The organism is Micromonospora sp. LOL_021 (assembly GCF_048060215.1).
In the GTDB taxonomy this organism is placed as follows: Bacteria; Actinomycetota; Actinomycetes; order Mycobacteriales; family Micromonosporaceae; genus Micromonospora_E.
On the sequence record NZ_JBHMIN010000023.1, the window covers coordinates 1 to 21,525 of the forward strand.

General features: G+C 71.4%; 15 protein-coding genes and 1 pseudogene. 8 read left to right on the top strand and 8 right to left on the bottom strand.

Features of this window, described 5'->3' with window-relative positions:
• Positions 1 to 33 precede the first annotated feature (33 nt).
• Together ACFHWT_RS16540 and ACFHWT_RS16545 are read right to left on the bottom strand one after the other, a co-directional pair.
• Positions 34 to 867 (bottom strand): hypothetical protein, encoded by an 834-nt coding sequence (locus tag ACFHWT_RS16540; RefSeq protein WP_416595551.1) that lies wholly within the window; start codon positions 865 to 867, stop codon positions 34 to 36.
• A 400-nt stretch (positions 868 to 1,267) separates the two neighbouring features.
• Positions 1,268 to 1,972 (bottom strand): hypothetical protein, encoded by a 705-nt coding sequence (locus tag ACFHWT_RS16545; protein WP_416595552.1) that lies wholly within the window; start codon positions 1,970 to 1,972, stop codon positions 1,268 to 1,270.
• Positions 1,973 to 2,344: 372 nt separating this feature from the next.
• Here ACFHWT_RS16545 and ACFHWT_RS16550 point away from each other — a divergent pair, with 372 nt between their 5' ends.
• From ACFHWT_RS16550 to ACFHWT_RS16565, 4 genes and pseudogenes are all read left to right on the top strand, one after another.
• Positions 2,345 to 3,571 (top strand): helix-turn-helix domain-containing protein, encoded by a 1,227-nt coding sequence (locus tag ACFHWT_RS16550; protein WP_416595553.1) that lies wholly within the window; start codon positions 2,345 to 2,347, stop codon positions 3,569 to 3,571.
• 395 nt (positions 3,572 to 3,966) lie between these two features.
• On the top strand, positions 3,967 to 5,133 hold the full coding sequence (locus ACFHWT_RS16555; protein WP_416595554.1) for a helix-turn-helix domain-containing protein: 1,167 nt from the start codon (positions 3,967 to 3,969) through the stop codon (positions 5,131 to 5,133).
• A 500-nt stretch (positions 5,134 to 5,633) separates the two neighbouring features.
• Positions 5,634 to 5,714, top strand: a pseudogene (locus ACFHWT_RS16560) (hypothetical protein); the annotation flags it as partial.
• A gap of 140 nt (positions 5,715 to 5,854) precedes the next feature.
• Positions 5,855 to 6,769, top strand: a complete 915-nt coding sequence (locus tag ACFHWT_RS16565; RefSeq protein ID WP_416595621.1) for an XRE family transcriptional regulator — start codon at positions 5,855 to 5,857, stop codon at positions 6,767 to 6,769.
• 7 nt (positions 6,770 to 6,776) lie between these two features.
• Here ACFHWT_RS16565 and ACFHWT_RS16570 read toward each other — a convergent pair whose 3' ends face one another.
• Entirely contained in the window at positions 6,777 to 8,426 is a 1,650-nt protein-coding gene (locus tag ACFHWT_RS16570; RefSeq protein ID WP_416595555.1) for a PrsW family glutamic-type intramembrane protease, read from the bottom strand.
• Positions 8,427 to 8,499: 73 nt separating this feature from the next.
• The gene (locus ACFHWT_RS16575) at positions 8,500 to 9,666 is read right to left on the bottom strand and encodes an FUSC family protein (RefSeq protein WP_416595556.1); all 1,167 of its coding nucleotides are present in this window, start codon (positions 9,664 to 9,666) and stop codon (positions 8,500 to 8,502) included.
• A 99-nt stretch (positions 9,667 to 9,765) separates the two neighbouring features.
• Between ACFHWT_RS16575 and ACFHWT_RS16580 the strand changes: the two genes are divergently transcribed.
• Positions 9,766 to 11,160 carry an FAD-binding oxidoreductase gene (locus ACFHWT_RS16580; protein WP_416595557.1) on the top strand — a complete coding sequence of 465 codons (1,395 nt, stop codon included), beginning with the start codon at positions 9,766 to 9,768 and terminating at the stop codon, positions 11,158 to 11,160.
• A 45-nt stretch (positions 11,161 to 11,205) separates the two neighbouring features.
• Here ACFHWT_RS16580 and ACFHWT_RS16585 read toward each other — a convergent pair whose 3' ends face one another.
• The gene (locus ACFHWT_RS16585; protein WP_416595558.1) at positions 11,206 to 13,041 is read right to left on the bottom strand and encodes a glycerol-3-phosphate dehydrogenase/oxidase; all 1,836 of its coding nucleotides are present in this window, start codon (positions 13,039 to 13,041) and stop codon (positions 11,206 to 11,208) included.
• 35 nt (positions 13,042 to 13,076) lie between these two features.
• On the opposite strand from ACFHWT_RS16585, the gene ACFHWT_RS16590 reads away from it, so the two are divergent.
• Complete coding sequence (locus ACFHWT_RS16590) at positions 13,077 to 15,542, top strand: S8 family serine peptidase (RefSeq protein ID WP_416595559.1); 2,466 nt, start codon at positions 13,077 to 13,079, stop codon at positions 15,540 to 15,542.
• A gap of 137 nt (positions 15,543 to 15,679) precedes the next feature.
• Here ACFHWT_RS16590 and groL read toward each other — a convergent pair whose 3' ends face one another.
• Entirely contained in the window at positions 15,680 to 17,302 is a 1,623-nt protein-coding gene (gene groL / locus ACFHWT_RS16595; RefSeq protein ID WP_278171770.1) for a chaperonin GroEL, read from the bottom strand.
• 492 nt (positions 17,303 to 17,794) lie between these two features.
• Positions 17,795 to 17,998 (bottom strand): cold-shock protein, encoded by a 204-nt coding sequence (locus ACFHWT_RS16600; RefSeq protein ID WP_067305333.1) that lies wholly within the window; start codon positions 17,996 to 17,998, stop codon positions 17,795 to 17,797.
• A 236-nt stretch (positions 17,999 to 18,234) separates the two neighbouring features.
• On the opposite strand from ACFHWT_RS16600, the gene ACFHWT_RS16605 reads away from it, so the two are divergent.
• Together ACFHWT_RS16605 and ACFHWT_RS16610 are read left to right on the top strand one after the other, a co-directional pair.
• Entirely contained in the window at positions 18,235 to 19,155 is a 921-nt protein-coding gene (locus tag ACFHWT_RS16605; protein WP_416595560.1) for a serine hydrolase, read from the top strand.
• A gap of 67 nt (positions 19,156 to 19,222) precedes the next feature.
• Positions 19,223 to 19,762 (top strand): GNAT family N-acetyltransferase, encoded by a 540-nt coding sequence (locus ACFHWT_RS16610; RefSeq protein ID WP_416595561.1) that lies wholly within the window; start codon positions 19,223 to 19,225, stop codon positions 19,760 to 19,762.
• Between the two features lie 85 nt (positions 19,763 to 19,847).
• Here the strand turns inward: ACFHWT_RS16610 and paaN are convergent, their stop codons facing one another.
• Positions 19,848 to 21,524 carry a phenylacetic acid degradation protein PaaN gene (paaN, locus tag ACFHWT_RS16615; RefSeq protein ID WP_416595562.1) on the bottom strand — a complete coding sequence of 559 codons (1,677 nt, stop codon included), beginning with the start codon at positions 21,522 to 21,524 and terminating at the stop codon, positions 19,848 to 19,850.
• Position 21,525 lies beyond the last annotated feature (1 nt).

A 21,525-nucleotide genomic window follows, 5' to 3' on the forward strand; every position in this document is an offset into this window, starting at 1 on the left:
GGCCGTCTCATTTATCGGGGGGTCCACTGTGGGTTATCGGGGCCCTGCTGAATAAGCCTCAAGGTTGTTCAACTGCGCCACGATCGTCGTTACCACGGCCAGAGCCTCGGCTTCGGATTGGTTGGTGAGGGTCATCTGCCGGTGTGCGGCAGCTTGCCACAATGCTGAGAGCTGAGGAATCTGTTCTGGAGCGTCCCCACCGTCCGTCAACCATCGGTACGTCTGGCTGCTGAGCGCCAGGTTCACATCCACGAGCGCGCGATGCGGGTCCTGCCTCAGCGTGTCTGACGGCACAACCTCTTCTGCAGGTGTCGGTGACATTGACGGCGGCAGGGCGGGGAGGGCTAGCGCAAGGAAGGCTGGCACATCAGCTACCGCCTCGATCTTGATCGTACCGGGATGCCAGTCGCGGGCGGTGACGCTGATCTCGAGATCGCCGTGCTGGCACCGGACAGCCCATCGGCGGCTCCCTGCGCGTAGCATGTGGGACGCGACGGCTCGGCCGTCCACGACGACTTCGGTGTCGGCCTCGGCCCACTCCACCGTGGAGATCCGCTCGCCATCCTGGCGCAAATGGTGCTCGAGCAGCGAGCGCAGAGATTCGCCCTCTGCTAGAGTCCCATCCCGCCGGGACGTCGCCACTACCACTGCCGGATTCTCGTCGCCCCGCTGGCCCAAGTCGTGAAGGACTCGTACAGAGGTGACGACCCCTTCGGCACCGGCCCAGCTGGTCACCTGCGCGGGTGTCGACTGAACGACCTCGGATAACACAAAGATGGGCAGGTCGGCGGCGATGATCTGGGTTCGGGCGGCTTCGTGGTGATCGGCTGCCAGTACTCGGACAAGCCACGGATTCCGTCTATCCATACCTCACAGTATGGCAGACGTAGTCCTCAAGACCGTCGATCTCGTGGTGACTGCCGGCTCGGGCGGGACCTGTCGACTGAGTGAGCCCCTCATCCAGGGCCTTCTTAAGGTGCGTACGGCAGGTAGTTATCGGCTTCATCCGGGTAGTGGGCGGGGCCGCCTGGCAGGGTGATGATCCTGTCTGGTCGAGGCCGCTGTGGCGGACTTGCTGCTGATCCAGGTGAGGTTGGCCAGGCCGAGCGGTCCGATGAACGATATTGGTGGTTAAGTCACGCTGCGTGCTGCGGGGGACGCGCGTTCTGCCGCCCTCGCGGAGGACGGCAGAACGTTGCCTTGCGCCGCAGTATCGCTCCAACGGCAACAACGTAAAGTCCATCAATCGCTCTATACTGAGCAGAGATTATGAGATGAACTCTGTAACCTGTGGCCCAGCCGAGAAACAGATCCAGCCATGTGTCGTTATGGTGAAACTCCCGGTAGTCACCTTAGCGGTGGCGTAGCCGCGAGTGAGGCCAAGCACCCGGGTGTGACCAATCCAGGCGACGCCGGCCAGATGGCCACCTCCTTCACTGTAGTTTTGCTGCGAAGAGCCGCCATTGTCCACGATGGCCACATGCCAGCTCACCTGCCACGGAAGGCCAGCCCCAGAGTTACTGATAAAGAATCCCGTGCCCAGATTTGCTTTCTGATTTCCCGTCGAATTCAGGGAGACGTATGAGCTTCCGCACTCGCCGGGGAGTTCCTGGTAGTCGTTTGTCGACGGGCCGGAAGAGTTCTTTACAGGCTCAAGGATTCCGCTAGCCGGAACGTAGGTGCCGGCTCGTGCGGCAGCAGCTTTCGCCACCGGCACGGATGCAAGGGATCCGTCGGGTAGGGTCACGACTTCGTAGCCGTGCGCACGCGCAACTTTTGCATCAAAGCCTACCAGGCCGAACGGAGATTCAATTACCTTCCGCGAATGAGCCGAAGCAACAGATGGATCAATAGCGACAATAAGTGTTGCCGTGACTAACAATGCCAACGCGGCAGCTATCGGCCAGAATTTCGATTTCCAGATAGCACGGAAACTTATTCTCTGCACCCTCCCAACATCGACGCCTGACACTGAAGGTACTGCACCTTTGACCGCAACGCAATGCCTGTCGAGACGTCGACCAGTACGGCAGCCGTCCATTCGGGCCGCGACCAGGAAGGACGGGTCAGCAGAAGTGGTACAACATGGACGTAGTCGCTATTGATCATGTCTTTGTGAATAACTACAAAATCGAAGACAGCTGCTGCTCCCAGGGTAGCGGCTGACCGGGCGGTGCGCGCACGGGGCAAGCTGTTGGAGCAAGGGATCAAGTTGATCCCGGAGACGGCTATCGGCGGTTCTGGAAGGGTGTCGGAGGTACGGAGTACCGTCTGGTGTGGTGGTGTGCCGGGATCGCGGGCTGGTGTGCCGCTGTCCAAACCGTTGACGGGGAAGGGCTACCCAATGGCCACCATCGGCGACAACATCGCGCAGGTCAGGCGCCGGCAGTCGATCACTCAGGAGCAGCTCGCGGCGGCGGCCGGGGTGAGCACCGAGACAATCCGCAAGCTGGAGACGAATCAGCGTACGACGCCTCGGATCGCGACTTTGCATGCGATCGCGCGGGCGCTGGGCGTACCGACGACGACTCTGCTCGGCGATGCGAGCACCGGGGCGGCCCGCCGGGAACGCGGTCACCGTCCGTTGGCGTTGCTCGACCTGCGCAGGGTGCTGATCCCTGCCCGTGGCCCGGCGGGGTATATCGCTGACGAGGTGCCGGCGTTGCCTGCAGCGGGTGTCCCGGGACGGCTCGCCGAGGCGGACCGCGCCTACCACCAGGGCGACTACGCCGCAGCGTTGGCCGTGCTGCCACCACTCATCGCCGGAGCCCGGCACGCCGTCGAGAACGCCGACGACGCCAACAGGCCTGCCGCATACCGGACCTTGGCCCGCACCTATGACCTGACCAGCAGCCTGTTGATCCAGGTACGCGCGGTCGACCTCGCCTACCAGGCTGTGAACGCCGCCCAGGACGCTGCCGCATCCGCCGGCGACGAGCTGCTCAGCGCGACGACGGTCAAGCGCATGTCATGGCTGCTGCTGCGCCAGGGCCGGCTGACCGACGCGGAGCGGCTGGCGATCGCCACCGCTGACAGCGTCGAGCCACGGATCTCCCGAGCCACACCAGATGAACTCGCGGTGTGGGGCTGGCTGATGATGGCGGCAGCCGCCGCTTCCGCGCGGGACAACCGGCCGGACGACGCGGCCGCCCAGCTCGACGCGGCGGCGGCTGCGGCGGCCCGGCTGGGCAGCCGGCCGGTCAGTGCTGGTCACCTGACGATCGTTGGTGGAATGCGGTCAACCAAGGTCGACATGATGCGGGCCGAGGCGGCGGCGGTCGCTGGCGAGCCGCGCCGGGTTCTTGACCTGGCGACCAATGTCCGCCGTGGTGGTGCTGAGAGGACTTCGTGGCGGCGACACCGGCTCGATGTGGCCCGTGCCCACGCCGAGTTGCGGGACTGGTCGGAGGCAACGGCGGTGCTCAGCGAGCTGGCCGCCGACGCTCCAGTGTGGCTGCGACACCAGCGGTACGCCCGCGACACCGTCCGCATGATCACTACCAGTCGACGCCGGGCGATGGGCCAGGAGCTGGCGAAGCTCGCCGCACTGATGGACGGCCAGGCCGCCTGACCTGCGCAACCGGTACCAGGCGTACCGGTTTTGGGGTCTGCCGAACAACGGGCACAACCCTTGCATTCACTCTCAGTGATCAACTCGGCATCCTTCCACGAAGGACGGCGGTGCCGGGTCGCGCACCATCACACAGCGGAACACCGCCCGGCCCGCCGTCCGCTCAGCTGGGCCCGACGCCGTACCCGCGATCGCCCTTTTCGCGCGTCGGGCCCGCCCGCTGGGCGGCGGCCCGGGGTCGACACGGAGAGCCACCTCGGGTCGCCGCCCTCCACGCTCTGTGCCGAGAGGGAGCCTGTGTGGTGATAGGTACGCGGAGTAACGTCTGGTGTGGCGGCAAGAGCCAGAAGGTTGTTGGTCGGTGCCACCCGGCAGCTGACAAGGTGGTGACGCGCATGACCCGCATCATCGACCCACGATGGCCGTCGACCTTGCGCCGGTTGCGTCAGCAGGCCGGGCTCTCGCTGCGTGATCTCGCCGCCAAGGCGCACTACGCCAAGTCGTACCTGCATGATCTGGAGACCGGTCGCAAGACACCGACGCCCGAGGTCGCCGATCGGCTCGACGACGTGCTCGAAGCCGGTGGTGCGCTCTCCGCGATGCTCACCGATGACGGCGCACACGGTTCCGCCGAACTGGCCCGCCGGGTCGCGGCCACCGACGTCAGCAGCAGCACCGTCGCCGGCCTGGAAGCGGCCGTCGACGAACTTGCCGTCGCCTACCCCGTCACCGCGTCGCACGTCCTCCTTCCCAACATCCGCCGACACCTGACCTACGTCACCACCCTGATCGGCTCCGGCCGCCGGATGACCCTGGAGCAGCACAGACGGATCCTCGTCGCCGGCGGATGGCTGTCGCTGCTCACCGCTACCGTGCTGATCGACCTGCGGCGAAACGGTGCCGCTGCCGGGCATCTGCGCACCGCCAACGAGATGGCCGCCCACACCGAGCACGCCGAGATCCGCGCATGGTGCCTGGAGACCCGCGCATGGAAGGCGCTGACCACCGGCGACCCCGCGACGGCGCTTGCCCTGGCCGAGGGGGCGCAGACCGTCGCTCCGACCGGCAGCAGCGCCAAACTGCAGGCGACCGCACAGACCGGGCGGGCGCTGGCGCTGCTCGGCGACCGACCGGCCACCGGGCGACGGCTGGCCCAGCTGGAGCGGATGGTGTCGCCGTTGAGCCAACCGGACCGGCCCGAGCACCACTACCGCTACGACCCGGGCAAAGCCCGAGCGTACGTGGCGACCACCTTGGCGTGGGTCAGTGATCCGGTTGCCGCCACCGAGGCCAGCGAGGTCCTGGCCAGGCTGCTCGCCGAGGGCAGCCGCCCCCGGCGGATCGCGTCGGCCCGGTTGGATCTCGGCCAGGCCGTGCTGCCAATGGACCCGCACGAGTCGATAGCGCAGGTCGCGGCGGCGGTCGCCTCGGGCCGGGTCGCGGCGTCAAACTGGTGGCGGGTCGACCGGGTACGCCGAGGTCTGGCCCGGGTCGGGGTGCCGGCCGCCGAGTTGGATGAGCTGTGCGCGACACATCAGCCACCATGTGACGGCGGACAGTAGCCAGCGCTGGCGGACGGCGACACTGTAGACCGTCGGCCGAGCGCCGGTCAGGCTAGGACCAGGTCGCATCACCTGTGGATCAGCGACCTGCCAGCAGGGCCCGACGTCGCATCCCGCGATCGCCCTTTTCGCGCGTCGGGCCCGCCCGCTGGGCGGCGGCCCGGGGTCGACACGGAGAGCCACCTCGGGTCGCCGCCCTCCACACTCGTCGAGGGGGACGTTGTGTTCGGAAAATGGTTTCAGCGTGCGGACATACCGGTCGATGTGGTTTATCCAGTGCCGGGCCGGCGACGGTACGCCGACCGGACGGTGCCGCCACCGGACCGTCGGCCGGCGACCCGGACCGACCGCGCCGAGCGGCGGGGCGGTAACGCCGGCCGGCACTACCTGCGGTGAGGAAGCCCCAGGCCGGTAGCGGTGTCGTGGACGTGGATCGACGGCGGCCCCCGGTGAGTGTGGCGGTCGGGCGTCGGGTGGCCCTGTGGCGGGTGCGGCGGCGGATGACCCAGCAGGTGCTCGCCGACCGGATCGGCCGGTCGAAGAGCTGGGTGGAGAAGGTCGAGCGCGGGGTCCGGACGCTGGACCGGTTCTCGCTGATCCAGCAGGTTGCCGACGTGCTGCGGGTCGACCCGACGGAGCTGCTGGCGACACCGGCCAGCCGCAGATCGGCGGCGCGCCGGCCGGTGTCGACGCGGTCCGGGCGGCACTCGCGCGATACGAGGTGTTCGCCGCCGACCCGGCCGGGCCGGCACCCGATGCCGGGCAGGTGTCGCAGCGGGTGGAGCACGCCTGGTCGACGTACCGGCACGGGGACCATCCACGGCTGCTGCGCACGGTGCCGGAGCTGCTGGACGCCGCACGGCGGCTGCACACCGCGCAACCAGAACATGGGACAGGGCTGCTGGTGCAGGCGTACCGGGCCACCGCGCTCGTGCTCGTCAAAGTCGGCGAGGCGGACCTGGGCTGGCTGGCGGCCGACCGGGCGCTCGCCACAGCGGGCAGCGATCCGATCCTGGCCGGGTCGACGGCGGTGCCGCTCGCGCAGGCGCTGCGCGGGCTGGGCCAGAGCCGGCTGGCGATGACCACGGCGATCGCCGCCGCCGAGCGGGTCGCCGCATCCACCGATGGGCAGGCGAGACCGGGTTCCCGGGCAGTGTACGGGACGTTGCTGCTGCAGGCCGGGTTGGCCGCCGCCGGCAGTGGCGACACCGCCAACGCCAGTGAGCTGCTCGGTCGGGCTACCGGCATCGCCGCGCAGATCAGCGACGGGCAGGACTACCGGACGGCGAGCTTCGGCCCGGCAGCCGTCGAGCTGGCGCACGTAGTGGCGGCTGTGGAGTCGGGCGACGCCCGGCAGGCGGTACGCCGACACGAGACAGCCACCCGGCGGCAGGCATGGCGCGGGCTGCCCGCCGAACACCGGGCGGCATACCTGGTGGACGCCGCACGGGCGTACCTCGACGTCGGCGACTTCACGGCGGCGGGACGGTGGCTCGTCGAGGCGGACCGCGTCGCACCGGCTGAAATCCGCTCCCGGCCTTCCGCCCGTACCCTCGTGGCTGAGATCGCCCGCCACGCACCGCAGGTCGCCGGCGTCGCCCGGCTGGCGACGGCGCTCGGGCTGACCCGCTGCTGATCTCCTGCTAGCCCGGGGGTGGGCCGTAGCCGGGCGGCGGACTGTACCCCGACGGAGGCGGTGCGCCATAGCCGGAGTACGGGGGCTGCGGGCCGTAACCAGGCGGCGGGCCGTAGCCGGAGAACGGGGGTGGGCCGTAACCGGGCGGGGTGCCCGGCCCGGCTCCGGGCCAGCCCGGGTAGCCGGCGAACGTCGGTGGCGGAGGCGGCGGAGGCGCGGTGAGCACCACCGGGATCGGCACCACCGGCTCATCCGGCGCGGGCACCTGCCGCTGGCTGCCGTCCGGGAAGGTGATCCGGTAGTCCACCCCGTTCCACAGCGCGTGTGGCGCCTGCGGGTCCCGGCCGACGAACGCCTGCCGGTAGCCGGCCAGCGCGGTCAGCAGCCGCTGCTCCTCCTTGGCGTGCCGGGCCAGCTCCTTCGGTTTGCTCTCCAGGCCGCGCAGCAGCCCGTCGCGCAGCAGCGCCAGCTTGGTGGCTGCGGCCTGGAAGTCGCGCATCGCCCGTACGCCCGGCTCGCCGGCCACCCGGCTGGCCCAGCGCCGCGCCGAGTGCCGCCGGCCCAGGCTGCCCAGCGCCGCCACCTCCGGCGGGGTGAACCAGCCGGCCCGCACGTAGTCGGGCAGCACCCGCTCGGTCAGCCGCCCTTCCCAGCTGCGCAGCCACACCGCCAGGCCGACCATGCCGAAGAAGATCGGCACCATCAGACCGATGTAGCCGTACAGCAGGATCAGGGTCTGGCCGGTCGCCTCGACCAGCGTCGGGATCAGGTTCCAGGCCCCGTGCAGCATCATCGCCAGCAGCAGCCCGGCGGTCGGCGCGAGCACCCGGATGCGCCGGTCGGCGCTGCGCGCGGCCACCCCGAGACCGACACCGGCCATCGAGGTGAACAGCGGGTGGGCGAAGCCGGTGAACAGGATCCGGACGATGAAGATGGCGAAGACGTTCTGCGCGCCGGTCGCCGGCCCGTACTGGTCGGCGCCGGCCGCGTAGCCGTAGCCGCCCAGGTAGAGGATGTTCTCCACCATTGCGAACCCGATCGCAGAGAGCCCGCAGTAGACCAGCCCGTCGGTGATGCCGGACCACTCCCGGCGGCGGGTCAGCAGCAGCAGGATCGGCCCGAGGGTCTTGGTCAGCTCCTCAATGAACGGCGCCACCAGCACCGCCACCAACGCTTCCGAATAGCCCCAGCTGTCCAGCAGGTCGGCGGAGAAGTTGTTCACCACCAGTGAGGCCGAGGTCGACACGAACGCGCCCCAGGCGAAGCAGAAGGCGAGGTAGTGCACCGGCTCCGGCTCGTAGCGGTCCAGCCACAGGAAACAGGCGACCAGCACCGGCACCGGCAGCACGGCGGCGATCACGCCGACGGTCAGCGCGACCGGGCCGATCGCCATCCCGAGATAGCTGAGGATCGCCACTCCGCAACCGGCGATGAAGATGACGATCCCGACCAGGGTCAGCCAGCGCAGCCAGACACTCCGCCGCAGCCGACCCGCCGGCACGACCCCGCCCGCTGGCTCCGCCGACCCTGCCGGCTCGGTCGGCTCCGCCGGAGACACCGGCTCGGTCGGTGACACCGCGTCCACCGGCTCGGTCGGATCGGTCGAATCCGCCGCAGGGCGGGAGCCGGATGGACCACCGGGGACAGTGTCGGACATTGGGCTAGCGTAGCCAGCGTCGACCAACGGCGGGCAGCGTGTCGCCCGCCGAACCCGCCGCCGACCCAGGCGGCTACTCCGGGCCGTCGCGCCCGAACGCCTCGCTGACCATCTCCTCGACCACGCCGGCTTCTATCCCGCTGGCCCGGACCAGGTCGCTCGCGGTAGCTCTGATCTGGGCGACCACCACGCTGCCATTGAACCCCACCCCGGCGTCGTACGCCTCACCGGCGCACCTGGCGGCGTCCAGCGCCCGCCGTCGGGTGCGCGCCGGGTCGGTGCCGGCGTCGAGCTCATGGCGCAGGATGTGCACCGCGTCGCCCAAGTGGCAGACCGCCTCCGGCAGGGCGGACGGCACCGGCTCGTCCTCGGTCAGGAGGGAGACCACCCGCCGGGTGAGCACCCGCGAGTTGCGCAGCCCCCGGGTGACGTACTCGGCGCTCTCGGCGTACTGGGCCAGCGGGCCGCGGGCCCGCCAGCGCGCCGGCGCCAGGACCGCCGTCTCGTGTCCCGCCTCGACCGCCTCCCGGAACTCGGACAACTCCTTCTCCGCATCGTGCAGCCGCTTCGATGCGGCCTCGGCCCGGCGGCGGTCCCGCCCAGCCAACGCCTTGCCGCTGAGGATCAGCATGTCGGACAGGACGTCCAGCGCCGGGTCGGCGGCGCGGCGCACGATGACCAGTGGGTTGAGCGGCAGCAGCAGGATCAGCACCACCAGCCCGATCAGCCCACCGACCAGGGCGTCGATGAACCGGTCGGGGTAGAGGTTTTCCGACTGCGACGTCAGGGTGGCGACCAGCACTCCGGACGACGCGGCCTGGGTGACCAGGGCCGCGCCGCTGCCCAGAAAGACGGCGACCATCACCGCGAGCGGCACGATCAGCAGCAACTGCCAGGTGCCGGTGCCGATGGTGATGACGATCAGGTCGCCGATGGCGATCCCGACCGCGACCCCGACCACCAGTTCGGCGGCGCGTTTGAGCCGCTGCCCGATCGAGGCACTGAGGATGATCACCGCCGCGATCGGTGCGAAGAAGGGCACCGGGTGGCCGATCACCCGGCGGGCGATGAACCAGGCCAGCGCCGCCGCCAGACCGGCCTGCAGGGCGAGTACGAGGTTGGCGCGGACCCGCTCAGACCGCTCCCGGGCCTCAGTGGCGACCCGGCTGCGGGTCAGCGTGAGCAGCCCGGTGAGGCGGGGTGCCGCCGCCGCGCGTGGTGGCTTCCCGGCGTCGGCCATGCGGGCAGCGTACCGAGCAATTTGCCACTTATGGCGGTATTGCCCATCCGGTCACGCCCGAGGTGGCCGGTCCGGTGCCGCGCTGGCTAGCCTGCGAAGATGTCCGACCTCATCGAGCCCCTCCGCGCCGCGCTGCCCGACACCGCGGTCCTCACCGACCCCGACCTGCTGCGCGGCCACCAGCGCGACGAGGCCGACTTGTGCGCCGCCGGCACCCCCGCCGTCGTGGTCCGGCCCCGGACGACCGTCGAGGTGGTCGCCACCGTCGGCGTCGCCGCCCGGTACGGCGTACCCGTGGTGCCGCAGGGCGCGCGGACCGGGCTGGCCGGCGCGGCGAACGCGGTCGACGGCGCGGTGGTGCTCTCCACCGCCGCGATGGACCGGATCGTCGACGTCGACCCGGTCAACCGCACCGCCGTCGTCCAGCCCGGCGTGGTCAACGCCACCCTGGCCGCCGAGGTGGGCCGGCACGGGCTGCGCTACCCGCCGGACCCCGGCTCGTGGGAGTCGTCCACCATCGGCGGCAACGTGGCCACCAACGCCGGCGGGATGTGCTGCGTCAAGTACGGCGTGACCGGCGAGTACGTCATCGGGCTCGAAGTGGTGCTGGCCAGCGGCGAGGTGCTGCGCACCGGCCGGCGTACCGCCAAGGGGGTCGCCGGCTACGACCTGACCCGGCTGTTCGTCGGCTCCGAAGGCACCCTCGGGGTGATCACCGAGGTGACCGTCGCGTTGCGGCCGGCCGCCGACACCTCGCTCACCCTGGTCGCCGTCTTCGACTCCACCGCCGCGGCCGGCACCGCCGTCGCCGGCATCGCCTCCGGCGGGCTCAGCCCCAGCCTGCTGGAACTGCTGGACCGCACCCACCTGCAAGCCATCGAGGCGTACCGGCCGATGGGGTTGCGCACCGACGCCGCCGCGCTGCTGCTCGCCTCGGTCGACACCGGCGCCGCCGCCGGCACCGACCTGGACCGGATCGCGCAGGTGTGCACCTCCGCCGGCGCAGCCGAGGTGTACGCCGCCAGCGACGCGGTCGAGGCCGCCGCCCTGCTGCAGGCCCGCCGCCTGGCCCACCCGGCGATGGAACGCCTCGCCGCGCGGACCTTCCCCGCCGGCAACGGCGGGCTGATCATCGACGACGTGGCGGTGCCCCGGTCGGCGCTGGCCCGGATGCTCGACGGCGTCGAGGCGATCGCCGCCGAACACGCCGTACCGATCGGCGTCGTCGGGCACGCCGGCGACGGCAACCTGCACCCGAACATCGTGGTCGACCGGGCCGACCCGGACAGCCTGACGCGTGGCCGGGCGGCCTTCGACGCGATCATGCGGCTCGGGCTGGACCTGGGCGGCACCTGCACCGGCGAGCACGGCGTCGGCCTGCTCAAACGCGACTGGCTGGCCGAAGAGATCGGCCCGGTCGGCATGCGGGTGCACCGCGCCGTCAAACAGGCGCTGGACCCGACGAATCTGCTGAACCCCGGCAAACTGCTCTGACGTCCAGCCGGCCGGATGGTTCAGCCGGTTCGGCAGGCCCGATGTTCAGCCGGCGGTGACGTCGGAGTCGGTCGGCCAGTCCACGCCCCGGTCGGCCGCGAAACCACGGACGTCCGCCGCACCGAGCCGCGCCGCGTCGGCGGTCGCGTCGTCCGGCATCCGCTGCGACTGCAGCTCCGCGGCCACCCGGGCCCGGTAGTGCTCCACCTCGCGGTCCCGCACCGCGTCGTTCCAGCCGAGCACCCGGCCCATCACCTCGGCGGCGTGCCCGGCCGACTCGTTGCCCCGGTGCGGCGTCTCGATCGAGATGCGGGTCCGCCGGGTCAGCACGTCGTCGAGGTGCAGCGCGCCCTCGGCGCGGGCCGCGTACGCGATCTCGACGGCCAGGTACTCGGGTGCGCCGGGCACCGGGCTGGCCAGCAGCGGATCGTCGCCGATCAGCGCCAGCAGCTCCACCGCGAGGGTGCCGTACCGCTCCAGTAGGTGCTCCAGCACCCCGACCGGTACGCCGTGCCGGCGAGCCACGTCGGCCCGGTCCCGCCACATCGCGGCGAGCCCGTCGGCACCGAGTAGCGGCAGGTCGGCGGTCCGCGACGGCCGGGTCGCCCCGAGCCGAGCCGCCGCCCGGTCCACCACGTCCGCGGCCATCACCCGGTACGTCGTGTACTTGCCGCCGGCCACCAACAGCAGACCCAGCATCGGCTCGACCACGGCGTGCTCGCGGGACAGCCGCGATGTCGAGTCCGCCTCACCGGACAGCAGCGGCCGCAGCCCGGCGTACACCCCTTCGATGTCGCACGGCGTCAACGGCCGGTCCAGCACCGTGTTCACCTGATCGAGCAGATAGCCGATGTCGCGCTCGGAGGCGGCCGGGTGGGCGCGGTCGAGCCGCCAGTCGGTGTCCGTGGTGCCGATGATCCAGTGCCCGCCCCAGGGCAGCACGAACAGCACCGATGTGGCGGTACGCAGGATCAGCCCGGCCTCACCGGTGATCGCCGACCGGGGCACCACCAGATGCACGCCCTTCGACGCGCGTACCCGCAGACCTGGCCGGACCCCGACGTCGCCGAGCATCCGCGACACGTCGTCGCTCCACACTCCGGTGGCCGCGATCACGGTGCGGGCGCGTACCTCGAACTCGGCGTCCGGGTCACCGGGCCGGGCCTCCATGTCCCGCACCCGCACCCCGGTCACCTCGCGGGCCTGGCGCAGCAGGCCGACGGCGCGGGCGCTGGTCACCACGGCCGCGCCGAGGCTGGCCGCAGTCCGCGCCAGGGTGACCACCAGGCGGGCGTCGTCGACCTGACCGTCGTAGTAGCGCACGGCACCGGCGACGACGTCCGACCGCAGGCTGGGGAAGATCCGCCGGGCACCTTCGCGGGACAGGTGCCGGTGCAGCGGCATCCCCCGGCCGCCGCCGAACACCCCGCCGAACGCGTCGTACGCGGCGACCCCGGTGCCGTAGTAGGCCCGTCGCCAGATCCGGCCGGGCAGCGCCCGTGGCCCGCTGGTACCGCCCTGCGGCAGCGGAACCAGGATCGGCACCGGCCGGACCAGGTGCGGGGCGATCCGGGTGGCCAGCAGGCCACGCTCGGTCAACGCCTCGTGCACCAGGCCGAACTCGAGCTGCTCCAGATACCGCAGGCCACCGTGGATCAGTTTGCTGGATCGGCTGGACGTTCCGGCGGCGAAGTCGCGGGCCTCGACCAGCGCCACCTTGAGCCCGCGGGACGCGGCGTCGAGCGCGGCGCCCACGCCGGTCACCCCACCCCCGATCACCAGTACGTCGAACCGCTCGCCACGCAGGCGGCGTAGATCGGCGGCGCGGCGGGTCACGGACAGCTGGCCGGCGGCGTACCGGGAGACGGCAGGGTCACGCACCCTTCCACCGTATCCGGCCGCCTAGGGTGGCGGACATGACGCAGCCGCCCGGTCCTCCCGGCTTCCCGTACCCCGGTCAGCCCTACCCGATGCAGCCGCCCGCCGCGACCGTTGCGCCGCCGGCCAGTGTGTGGCCCCCGGTCGCCGCCGTGGTGATTGCGATCTGGTCGGTCGGTGTCACGGTGTTCGCGCAGGCTGGCGGCTGGTTGACCGACCAGGTCCTGTTGGCCAGCGGGTTGCCCACCCCGGCCGTGGTCTGGCCGTTGATCGCGTTCGGCAACGCGCTGCTGGTCGGCGTGCCCACCATGCTGCTGGCGCTGGTGCCCCGGTCACCGGCGGTGCGGGCGACCGGCCGGGCCTGGCTGGTCGCCGCGTTCGCCCTCGCCGGCTTCGGGCTGCTGCGGGCCGTACCGACCGTGCACCACGAGCTGTACCTGGCCGGGCTTACCGTGCTCGCCGCCGGCGGCGCCGCCGGGCTGCGCGCGCTACGGCGCCGCGCCGAGCCGAGCGAGGCCGAGCCAGGTCGGGTTGACTCGGGCCAGGCGGACCGGACGACCGCTGTCCTGCTCGCCGTCGCGGCCGGGCTGGTCATGCTGCTGCCCTGGTGGTGGGTCGGCGCGCTGGGCGGCGCGGTGGAGACGGCACTCGCCGTCGCCGCGGCGGCCGCGATCGGCTGGTACGCCGCCGAGCTGCTGCCCCGGCGGTTCTGGGCGGCGATCGGTGCCGGCCCGCAGGGACCCTCGGCGGTGCGCACCATCCTGCTCGGCGGAACCGTGGCCGGGGTCGGGCTGCTGCTGCTCGCCGCCGGCGTCGGTCAGCCCGGCGGGCAGCTGGCCGCGATCCTGGTGCTGCCGCCGATCGGGTACGCGGCCGCGGCGATCTGCTGGGCCGCCGACCGGTCCAGCGCGCCGGTCGGCGTACTGGCCGGGCTGTCCGTCGCCGGACCGCTGGCCCTGCTCGACCCGGAAGAGGTCTCGCTGCTCCTGGCCATCGGCCGTGACCTGCCGTTCTGGGCGGCGGTCGGTGCCGGCGTCGGGCTGGCGCTGGCGCTCGCGTTGGGCCTCGGACTCGGCTTCGGTCTCGGTTGGCGGCCGTCGGGTCGACCACCACGACTGGCGGGTCGACCACTGCGGTGGGTGGCGGCGGCCACCGTCGCGGTGCTGGCTGTGGCCGGGGTCGCCGTGCACCTCGCCGTCGGGCAGCCGGGACTGCACGGCGAACGGCTGTTCGTGGTGCTGCGGGAACAGGCCGACCTGTCCGACGTACCCCGCGACACCGGGCCGCAGGCCCGCGACGAACGGGTCCGTACGGTCTTTCAGCTGCTGGTCGACACCGCCGAGGCCAGCCAGGCCGACCTGCGCGACGATCTGGACCGGTGGAGGCTGTCCTACACGCCGTACTACCTGGTCAACGCGATCGAGGTAGACGCCGGGCCGGCGCTGCGGCCCTGGCTGACCCGGCGCGACGACGTCGACCGGGTGCTGATCAGTCAGCAGCTGCGGCCGCTGCCGGTCGCGGTCGAGCCCGAACGGGGCGACCAGCCCGCTCCGGGTACCCCGCCGTGGAACATCACCATGCTCGGTGCCGAACGGGTCTGGACGGAGCTTGGTGTCGACGGCGCCGGGATCGTGGTCGGCGCCTCGGACTCCGGGGTGGACGGCGACCATCCGGCGCTCGCGGACGGGTTCCGGGGCGGCGGCGACTCCTGGTTCGACCCGTGGAACGGCACCGGTACCCCGACCGACAACAACGGGCACGGCACCCACACGCTCGGCTCGGCCGTCGGCGACACCTCGATCGGGGTCGCCCCGGGCGCGTCCTGGGTCGGCTGTGTCAACCTGGACCGCAACCTCGGCAACCCGGCACGCTACCTGGACTGCCTGCAGTTCATGCTGGCCCCGTTCCCGACCGGGGGCGACCCGTTCGCCGACGGCCGACCGGAACGTGCCCCACACGTGCTCACCAACTCCTGGGGCTGCCCGGAGCTGGAAGGCTGCGACCTGGGTTCGCTGCGGCCGGCCACCGAGGCGCTGGCCGCCGCCGGGCTGATGATGGTGGCCGCCGCCGGCAACACCGGCCCGTTCTGCAGCTCGGTCGACGACCCACCGGCCCCGTACACCGATGTGCTGACCGTCGGCGCGGTGGACGCCGACCGAAAGGTCACCGACTTCTCCAGCCGGGGCCCGGCCCCGGACGGCACCGTCAAACCGGACCTGGTGGCACCGGGCGCCGAGGTGCTGTCGGCGATGCCCGGTGGCGGGTACGCGGCGCTGGACGGCACGTCGATGGCGACCCCACAGGTGGCCGGGGTGGTGGCGCTGCTGTGGTCGGCCGAACCGGAGCTGATCGGTGATCTGGACGGCACGGCGCGGATCCTGCGGCAGACCGCCGCCGAGGCCGGCACCGGGGGCGGTGACACCTGCGGTGACCCGGCGAACCTCACCGGCGCCGGTCTGGTCGACGCGTACGCGGCGGTGCAGGCCGCCCGGTCCGACGGCTGACCAGCGCTTGGTCGTCGGCCGTCATCCGGTCGTCCGGGTGGACGGTAGGCAACCGGCCGGAGACGCCGCAGGGCGGCTACCGGGAAGCTGCCCGGTAACCGCCCTGCGGTCTTGTCGCTACTGCGGCGTGACTGGACTCAGAAGTCCATCTCGCCGCCGCCCGGCGCGCCCGCCGGAGCCGGGGTCTTCTCCGGCTTGTCCGCCACCACGGCCTCGGTGGTCAGGAACAGCGCCGCGATCGACGAGGCGTTCTGCAGCGCCGACCGGGTCACCTTGGCCGGGTCGATGATGCCCGCCTGCAGCAGGTCCACGTAGTCGCCGTTGGCGGCGTTGAGGCCGTGGCCGGCCTCCAGGTTGCGGACCTTCTCCACCACGACGCCGCCTTCGAGGCCGGCGTTGACGGCGATCTGCCGCAGCGGGGCGTCCAGCGCGATCTTCACGATCTGCGCGCCGGTCGCCTCGTCGCCGACCAGGTCGAGCTTGTCGAAGGCGGTCTTGCCGGCCTGCACCAGGGCGACGCCACCACCGGGGACGATGCCCTCCTCGACGGCCGCCTTGGCGTTGCGCACCGCGTCCTCGATGCGGTGCTTGCGCTCCTTGAGCTCGACCTCGGTGGCCGCGCCGACCTTGATCACCGCGACGCCGCCGGCCAGCTTGGCCAGCCGCTCCTGCAGCTTCTCGCGGTCGTAGTCGGAGTCGCTCTTCTCGATCTCGGCCCGGATCTGGTTGACCCGGCCCTGGATCTGCTCGGCGTCGCCGGCACCGTCGACGACCGTGGTCTCGTCCTTGGTCACCTGGACCTTGCGGGCCCGGCCCAGCATGTCGATGGTCACCGCGTCGAGCTTGAGGCCGAGCTCCTCGCTGACGACCTGGCCGCCGGTGAGGATCGAGATGTCGGTCAGCATCGCCTTGCGGCGGTCACCGAAGCCGGGAGCCTTGACGGCAACCGACTTGAAGGTGCCGCGCACCTTGTTGACGATCAGGGTGGCCAGCGCCTCGCCCTCGACGTCCTCGGCGATGATCAGCAGCGGCTTGCCCGACTGCATGATCTTCTCCAGGATCGGGAGCAGGTCCTTGACCGACGAGATCTTGCTGTTGACGATCAGGATGTAGGGGTCGTCGAGGACGGCCTCCATCCGCTCCGGGTCGGTCCAGAAGTAGGGCGAGATGTAGCCCTTGTCGAAGCGCATACCCTCGGTGAGCTCCAGCTCCAGGCCGAAGGTGTTGCTCTCCTCGACGGTGATGACGCCTTCCTTGCCGACCTTGTCCATCGCCTCGGCGATGATCTCGCCGACGCTGGAGTCACCGGCGGAGATCGACGCGGTGGACGCGATCTGCTCCTTGGTCTCCACGTCCTTGGCGAGCTTGCTCAGCTCCTCCGCGACGTTGGCGACGGCGGCCTCGATGCCCCGCTTCAGGGCCATCGGGTTCGCGCCGGCCGCGACGTTGCGCAGGCCCTCGCGGACCAGGGCCTGGGCCAGGACGGTCGCCGTCGTCGTGCCGTCACCGGCCACGTCGTCGGTCTTCTTGGCGACCTCCTTGACCAGCTCGGCGCCGATCTTCTCGTACGGGTCCTCGAGCTCGATCTCCTTGGCGATGCTCACACCATCGTTGGTGATGGTGGGGGCGCCCCACTTCTTTTCGAGCACGACGTTGCGGCCCTTCGGGCCCAGCGTCACCTTGACGGCGTCGGCGAGGGTGTTCATGCCCCGCTCGAGGCCGCGGCGCGCCTCTTCGTCGAACGCGATCATCTTGGCCATACGGCGTTGTCCTCCTGGACGCTCGCAGCACCGGAGCCGGTCAGCTCCGCCATGCCGCCTGCTCTACGCACCTTCGGACGTCACTACCTGGCGGCAGTGACGTCCGCCGGCCGGGCCGGATAGCCCGCGACGACCGGCCATCTCCGTCGCCCCGCGAAGCGGGACGACGGCGGTGGCCCCACCGCCCCGACCTTTGGCACTCCCGGTTGGCGAGTGCCAATCCTTGTTTAGCACTCTCCCCTGTCGAGTGCAAGCGAACAGCAACTTGCCGGCCCGACGTCCCCCGTCGGGCCGCACGGCCGCCGACTGCGGTCACGGTCAAGATCAGGTGGGCAGGACCGCCGGGTGGCGAGACGATGAAAGGCGCCGGTTCCACGAGGAGAACCGACGCCTTGCGGGGTACGCAGACCTGTGTCGAGCTATCAGATACGTCGCCGTCCGGTCGGGCGGCCGCACCGGCCACCGGACGCGCAGTTGGCCAGCAGTGTGTGACTAGGCGATGACCCGGACCCTCTCCGCCTGAGGACCCTTCTGCCCCTGAGCGATCTCGAACTCGACGCGCTGCCCGTCGTCGAGCGCCTTGTAGCCGTCCATCTCGATCGCGGAGAAGTGGACGAAGACGTCCTGACCCCCGTCGACCGCGATGAAACCGTAGCCCTTCTCGCTGTTGAACCACTTCACGGTGCCCTGCGCCACGGTGCACTTCCTCACTTCTGTCGTGCCGGGCCTCTGCCGGCCCCCTGGTCGACGTGTTCGCCGGCCGGAGCCACCGATCGGGACCCCCCGTGCGGGTGCCCGAGTACAGCAGCCGGAATCGCACGCTACACGAGGTCCGACGGCACCGCACTACCCCAAAAGGGGACATTAACCCCCGGTCAAGTCTCTCTGGCACCACATTTCGTTGACCACGTGTGTCCCGTACACCGCAGAACGTGAAGCCTGGACGGCATCGCGCACCTGGCAGCCGGGCCGTCCGGCGGTCGGACCGCACCGCGCCCCGGCACGACCGCGCCCGCCAACGCCACCCGGCGGCCGCCGCCGTCGGACTGCTCATCGTGCTGTCGGCGTTCACCGGCGGCCTGCCCGGCGACGCCGGCAAACCACCGCCGCGCGAGCCGGGCTGGACCGTCGCCGACCACGGCCACAACCAGCGCAGCGTGTTGCTGCGCGCCGGCCCGGTGCCGACACCGACCGACGGGTTCTTCTCCTGGGCGGCGATGAACCGGCGTACCGGGCTGATCACCGGATCGCCGAACTTCACCGCGCAGAGCGACACCATGTCGTTGATCAAGGTGTGGCTGGCCGCCGACGACCTGCGCCGCGCCGACGAACAGGGCCACATGCTCCGGACACCTCAGCTGGCCCAGCTGTCGTCGATCATCCGGGACAGCGACAATCCCGGCGCGGACGCCACCTACGACCGGGTCGGTGGCCGGGAGTCCATCGAGCGGATGGTACGGCTCTGCGGGCTGACCGACTCGGCCCCGGAGCGCGACCGGTGGAGCAACACGGTCGTCTCCGCCCGTGATCTGACCAGGCTGGGGCGCTGCCTCGCCGACGGGCGGGCGGCCGGGCCGCAGTGGACGCCGTGGCTGCTGTCCGAGATGCGCGCCGTCCGCGGTGCGGGCGACTTCGGCCCACGGGACGCGCTCACCGCCGAGTACGCGGCCACCATCGCCATCAAGAACGGCTGGCTGCTGCGCGACGAGGACGGGCTCTGGCACATCAGCTGCCTCGCGATCGGGGAGACCTGGGTGATCGGCGCGCTCGCCCGCTACCCCGGGCGGCACGGGCTCGACCACGGCGTCGACTACTGCCGGCAACTCGGCACCGCCCTGCTGCTGGTGGCGTGACTGATGCGGCCGGACCGAAGGCGGGATTCCGGTTGTCGGCCGGGCCACGCCGGGCGAGCATGCCGGCATGGGAACTGGGACCGACACCGACCACGTCGTACCGCCGGTAGCCGCCGTCCGGCGGATCCGGGCCGACGACGCCGCCCGGATGCGCGCGCTGCGGCTGGAGATGCTCGCCGATTCGCCGCTGGCGTTCATCGAACGGCTCGCCGACGCGGCGGCCCGCCCGCTGCACGAGTACGCCGAGCGGGCGGCCCGGTCCGCCGTCGGTGACCTGATCGCCCAGTTCGTGGCCGAGACCGGTCCGACAACGTTCGTGGCGCACGCGGGAGCACACGTCTGGCGGGACGACCCGTCGGTGTCCGTCCTGTTCGCCGTCTACATCAGCCCGGCCTGGCGCGGCCGGAACCTGCTCGCCGAACTGGTCGACGCGGTCGCCGCCTGGTCACGCGCGGCCGGGCGGCCGGAGCTGCTGCTGGAGGTGGTGGTCGGCAACGACCGGGCGGTACGGGCATACCAGCGGCTCGGCTTCGCCGACACCGGCGTACGCCTGCCGCACCCGACCCGGCCGGACCTGACCGAGTTGCAGATGCGCCGGCCGGCGTGACCGGCGGGCCGGCGCAAGCCGGCGCGGGAGCCGACCCGGCACCTGCCCGGCACGGGAGCCGACCCGGCTCCCGTGCCGGGCCGGGTCAGACGTGCCGGCGGGACTGGACGATCCGGAACCGGCCGGCGACGTACGCGCCGTCGGTCAACGCCGAGTTCGCCGCGGCGTTGGCACCGCTGGCGTGGAAGTCGGAGAAGGCCGCCGACTGGTTGACGAACACGCCGCCGGTGAGGTTCGCCGACAGGTGCACACCGACGTCCAGCGCGGCGGCCTCCACGTCGGCGAGCACCCGCTGGTCGGTCGAGTACACACCGGCGGTCAGCGCACCGCGGGCTGTCACCGTACGCCGGAAGATCTCGACGCTGTGTGCGGTGGACGCGGTGGCGACCACGAAGGTGACCGGCCCGAACCACTCCCGGCCGTAGACGTCGTCGGCGTCCGCGTCGAGCTTGACGACCAGCGGGGTACGCACCACCGCGTCCGGGTACGCCGGGTGGCTGATCTCCCGCGACTCCAGTACCGGTTCGCCGAGCTTGGCGGCTGCGGCGAGCCGGTCGAGGACCGCGTCGTCGACGATCGCGCCGATGAGCTCGACCGCCCGGGCCGGGTCGCCGGTCAATTTGCCGATCGCGGCGGCGATGCCAGCGGCCACCTCGTCCGGGCGCTTGCGCCCCTGATCGGTTTCGATGCCGCCGGCCGGCACCAGGATGTTCTGCGGGGTGGTGCACATTTGTCCGCTGTAGAGTGAGAGAGAAAAGGCAAGGTTGCGGCACATGCCGGCGAAGTCCGCCGTGGAGTCGACGACGATCGTGTTGACGCCGGCCTTCTCGGTGTAGACGGTGGCGTGCCGGGCGTTGGCCTCCAACCAGTCGCCGTACCCGGTGGAGCCGGTGAAGTCGATGATCCGCACCTCGGGGCGGCCGGCGAGGACGGTCGCCAGGCGCTCGCCCGGCGCCTCGGCCGCGAGCTGCACCAGGTTCGGGTCGAAGCCGGCCTCGCTGAGCACCTCGCGGGCGTAGCGGACGGTGATCGCCAGCGGCAGCACCGCGCCCGGGTGCGGCTTGACCAGCACCGGGTTCCCGGTGACCAGGGAGGCGAACAGCCCCGGGTAGGAGTTCCAGGTCGGGAAGGTGTGGCAGCCGATCACCAGGGCGACGCCGCGCGGCACCACATGGAACGTCTTGATCATCCGCAGCGGCTCGCCCCGACCGGTCGGCTTCTCCCAACCGGCGGTCCGCGGGTGGCGGGTCATCTCGGAGTACGCGTAGGCGACGGCTTCCAGCGCGCGGTCCAGCGCGTGCGCCCCGCCTGCCTGGAACGCCATCACGAACGCCTGACCGGTGGTGAACTGCACCGCGTTGGCCAGCTCGAAGCTGTGCTCGTGCAGCCGGGCGAGGATCTCCAGGCAGACGCCGGCCCGACTGCGCGGGCCGGCGTCACGCCAGGCGGGCAGCGCGGCCCGGGCGGCGGCGATCAGCTGGTCGGCGTCGGCGCGGGGGTACCGGACGCCGAGTTCGATGCCGAACGGGCTGTCGTCGGTGGCGAACGGTTCGCCGGTGGCGGTGGGCTGGTCGAGCGGGAAATCCTTGCCCAGGTAGGCGCGGAACGCCGCCGCGCCCTCGGCGGCGGCGTGTTCGCCGTAGATCCGCGGGCTCGGCGACTCGGGGTAGGCCGACCAGTAGTCGCGTTCGGCGATCGCGGTCAGCGCGCGGGCCAGGGTGTCGGCGTGCGTGACGTACAGCGGGTGCGGGGTCTCCGTCATG

Coding starts and splice junctions, on each gene's coding strand:
- ACFHWT_RS16540 (WP_416595551.1), bottom strand. CDS start 867: ATGGATAGACGGAATCCGTGGCTTGTCCGAGTACTGGCAGCCGATCAC.
- ACFHWT_RS16550 (WP_416595553.1), top strand. CDS start 2,345: ATGGCCACCATCGGCGACAACATCGCGCAGGTCAGGCGCCGGCAGTCG.
- ACFHWT_RS16555 (WP_416595554.1), top strand. CDS start 3,967: ATGACCCGCATCATCGACCCACGATGGCCGTCGACCTTGCGCCGGTTG.
- ACFHWT_RS16570 (WP_416595555.1), bottom strand. CDS start 8,426: ATGTCCGACACTGTCCCCGGTGGTCCATCCGGCTCCCGCCCTGCGGCG.
- ACFHWT_RS16575 (WP_416595556.1), bottom strand. CDS start 9,666: ATGGCCGACGCCGGGAAGCCACCACGCGCGGCGGCGGCACCCCGCCTC.
- ACFHWT_RS16580 (WP_416595557.1), top strand. CDS start 9,766: ATGTCCGACCTCATCGAGCCCCTCCGCGCCGCGCTGCCCGACACCGCG.
- ACFHWT_RS16590 (WP_416595559.1), top strand. CDS start 13,077: ATGACGCAGCCGCCCGGTCCTCCCGGCTTCCCGTACCCCGGTCAGCCC.
- groL (WP_278171770.1), bottom strand. CDS start 17,302: ATGGCCAAGATGATCGCGTTCGACGAAGAGGCGCGCCGCGGCCTCGAG.
- ACFHWT_RS16610 (WP_416595561.1), top strand. CDS start 19,223: ATGGGAACTGGGACCGACACCGACCACGTCGTACCGCCGGTAGCCGCC.
- paaN (WP_416595562.1), bottom strand. CDS start 21,524: ATGACGGAGACCCCGCACCCGCTGTACGTCACGCACGCCGACACCCTG.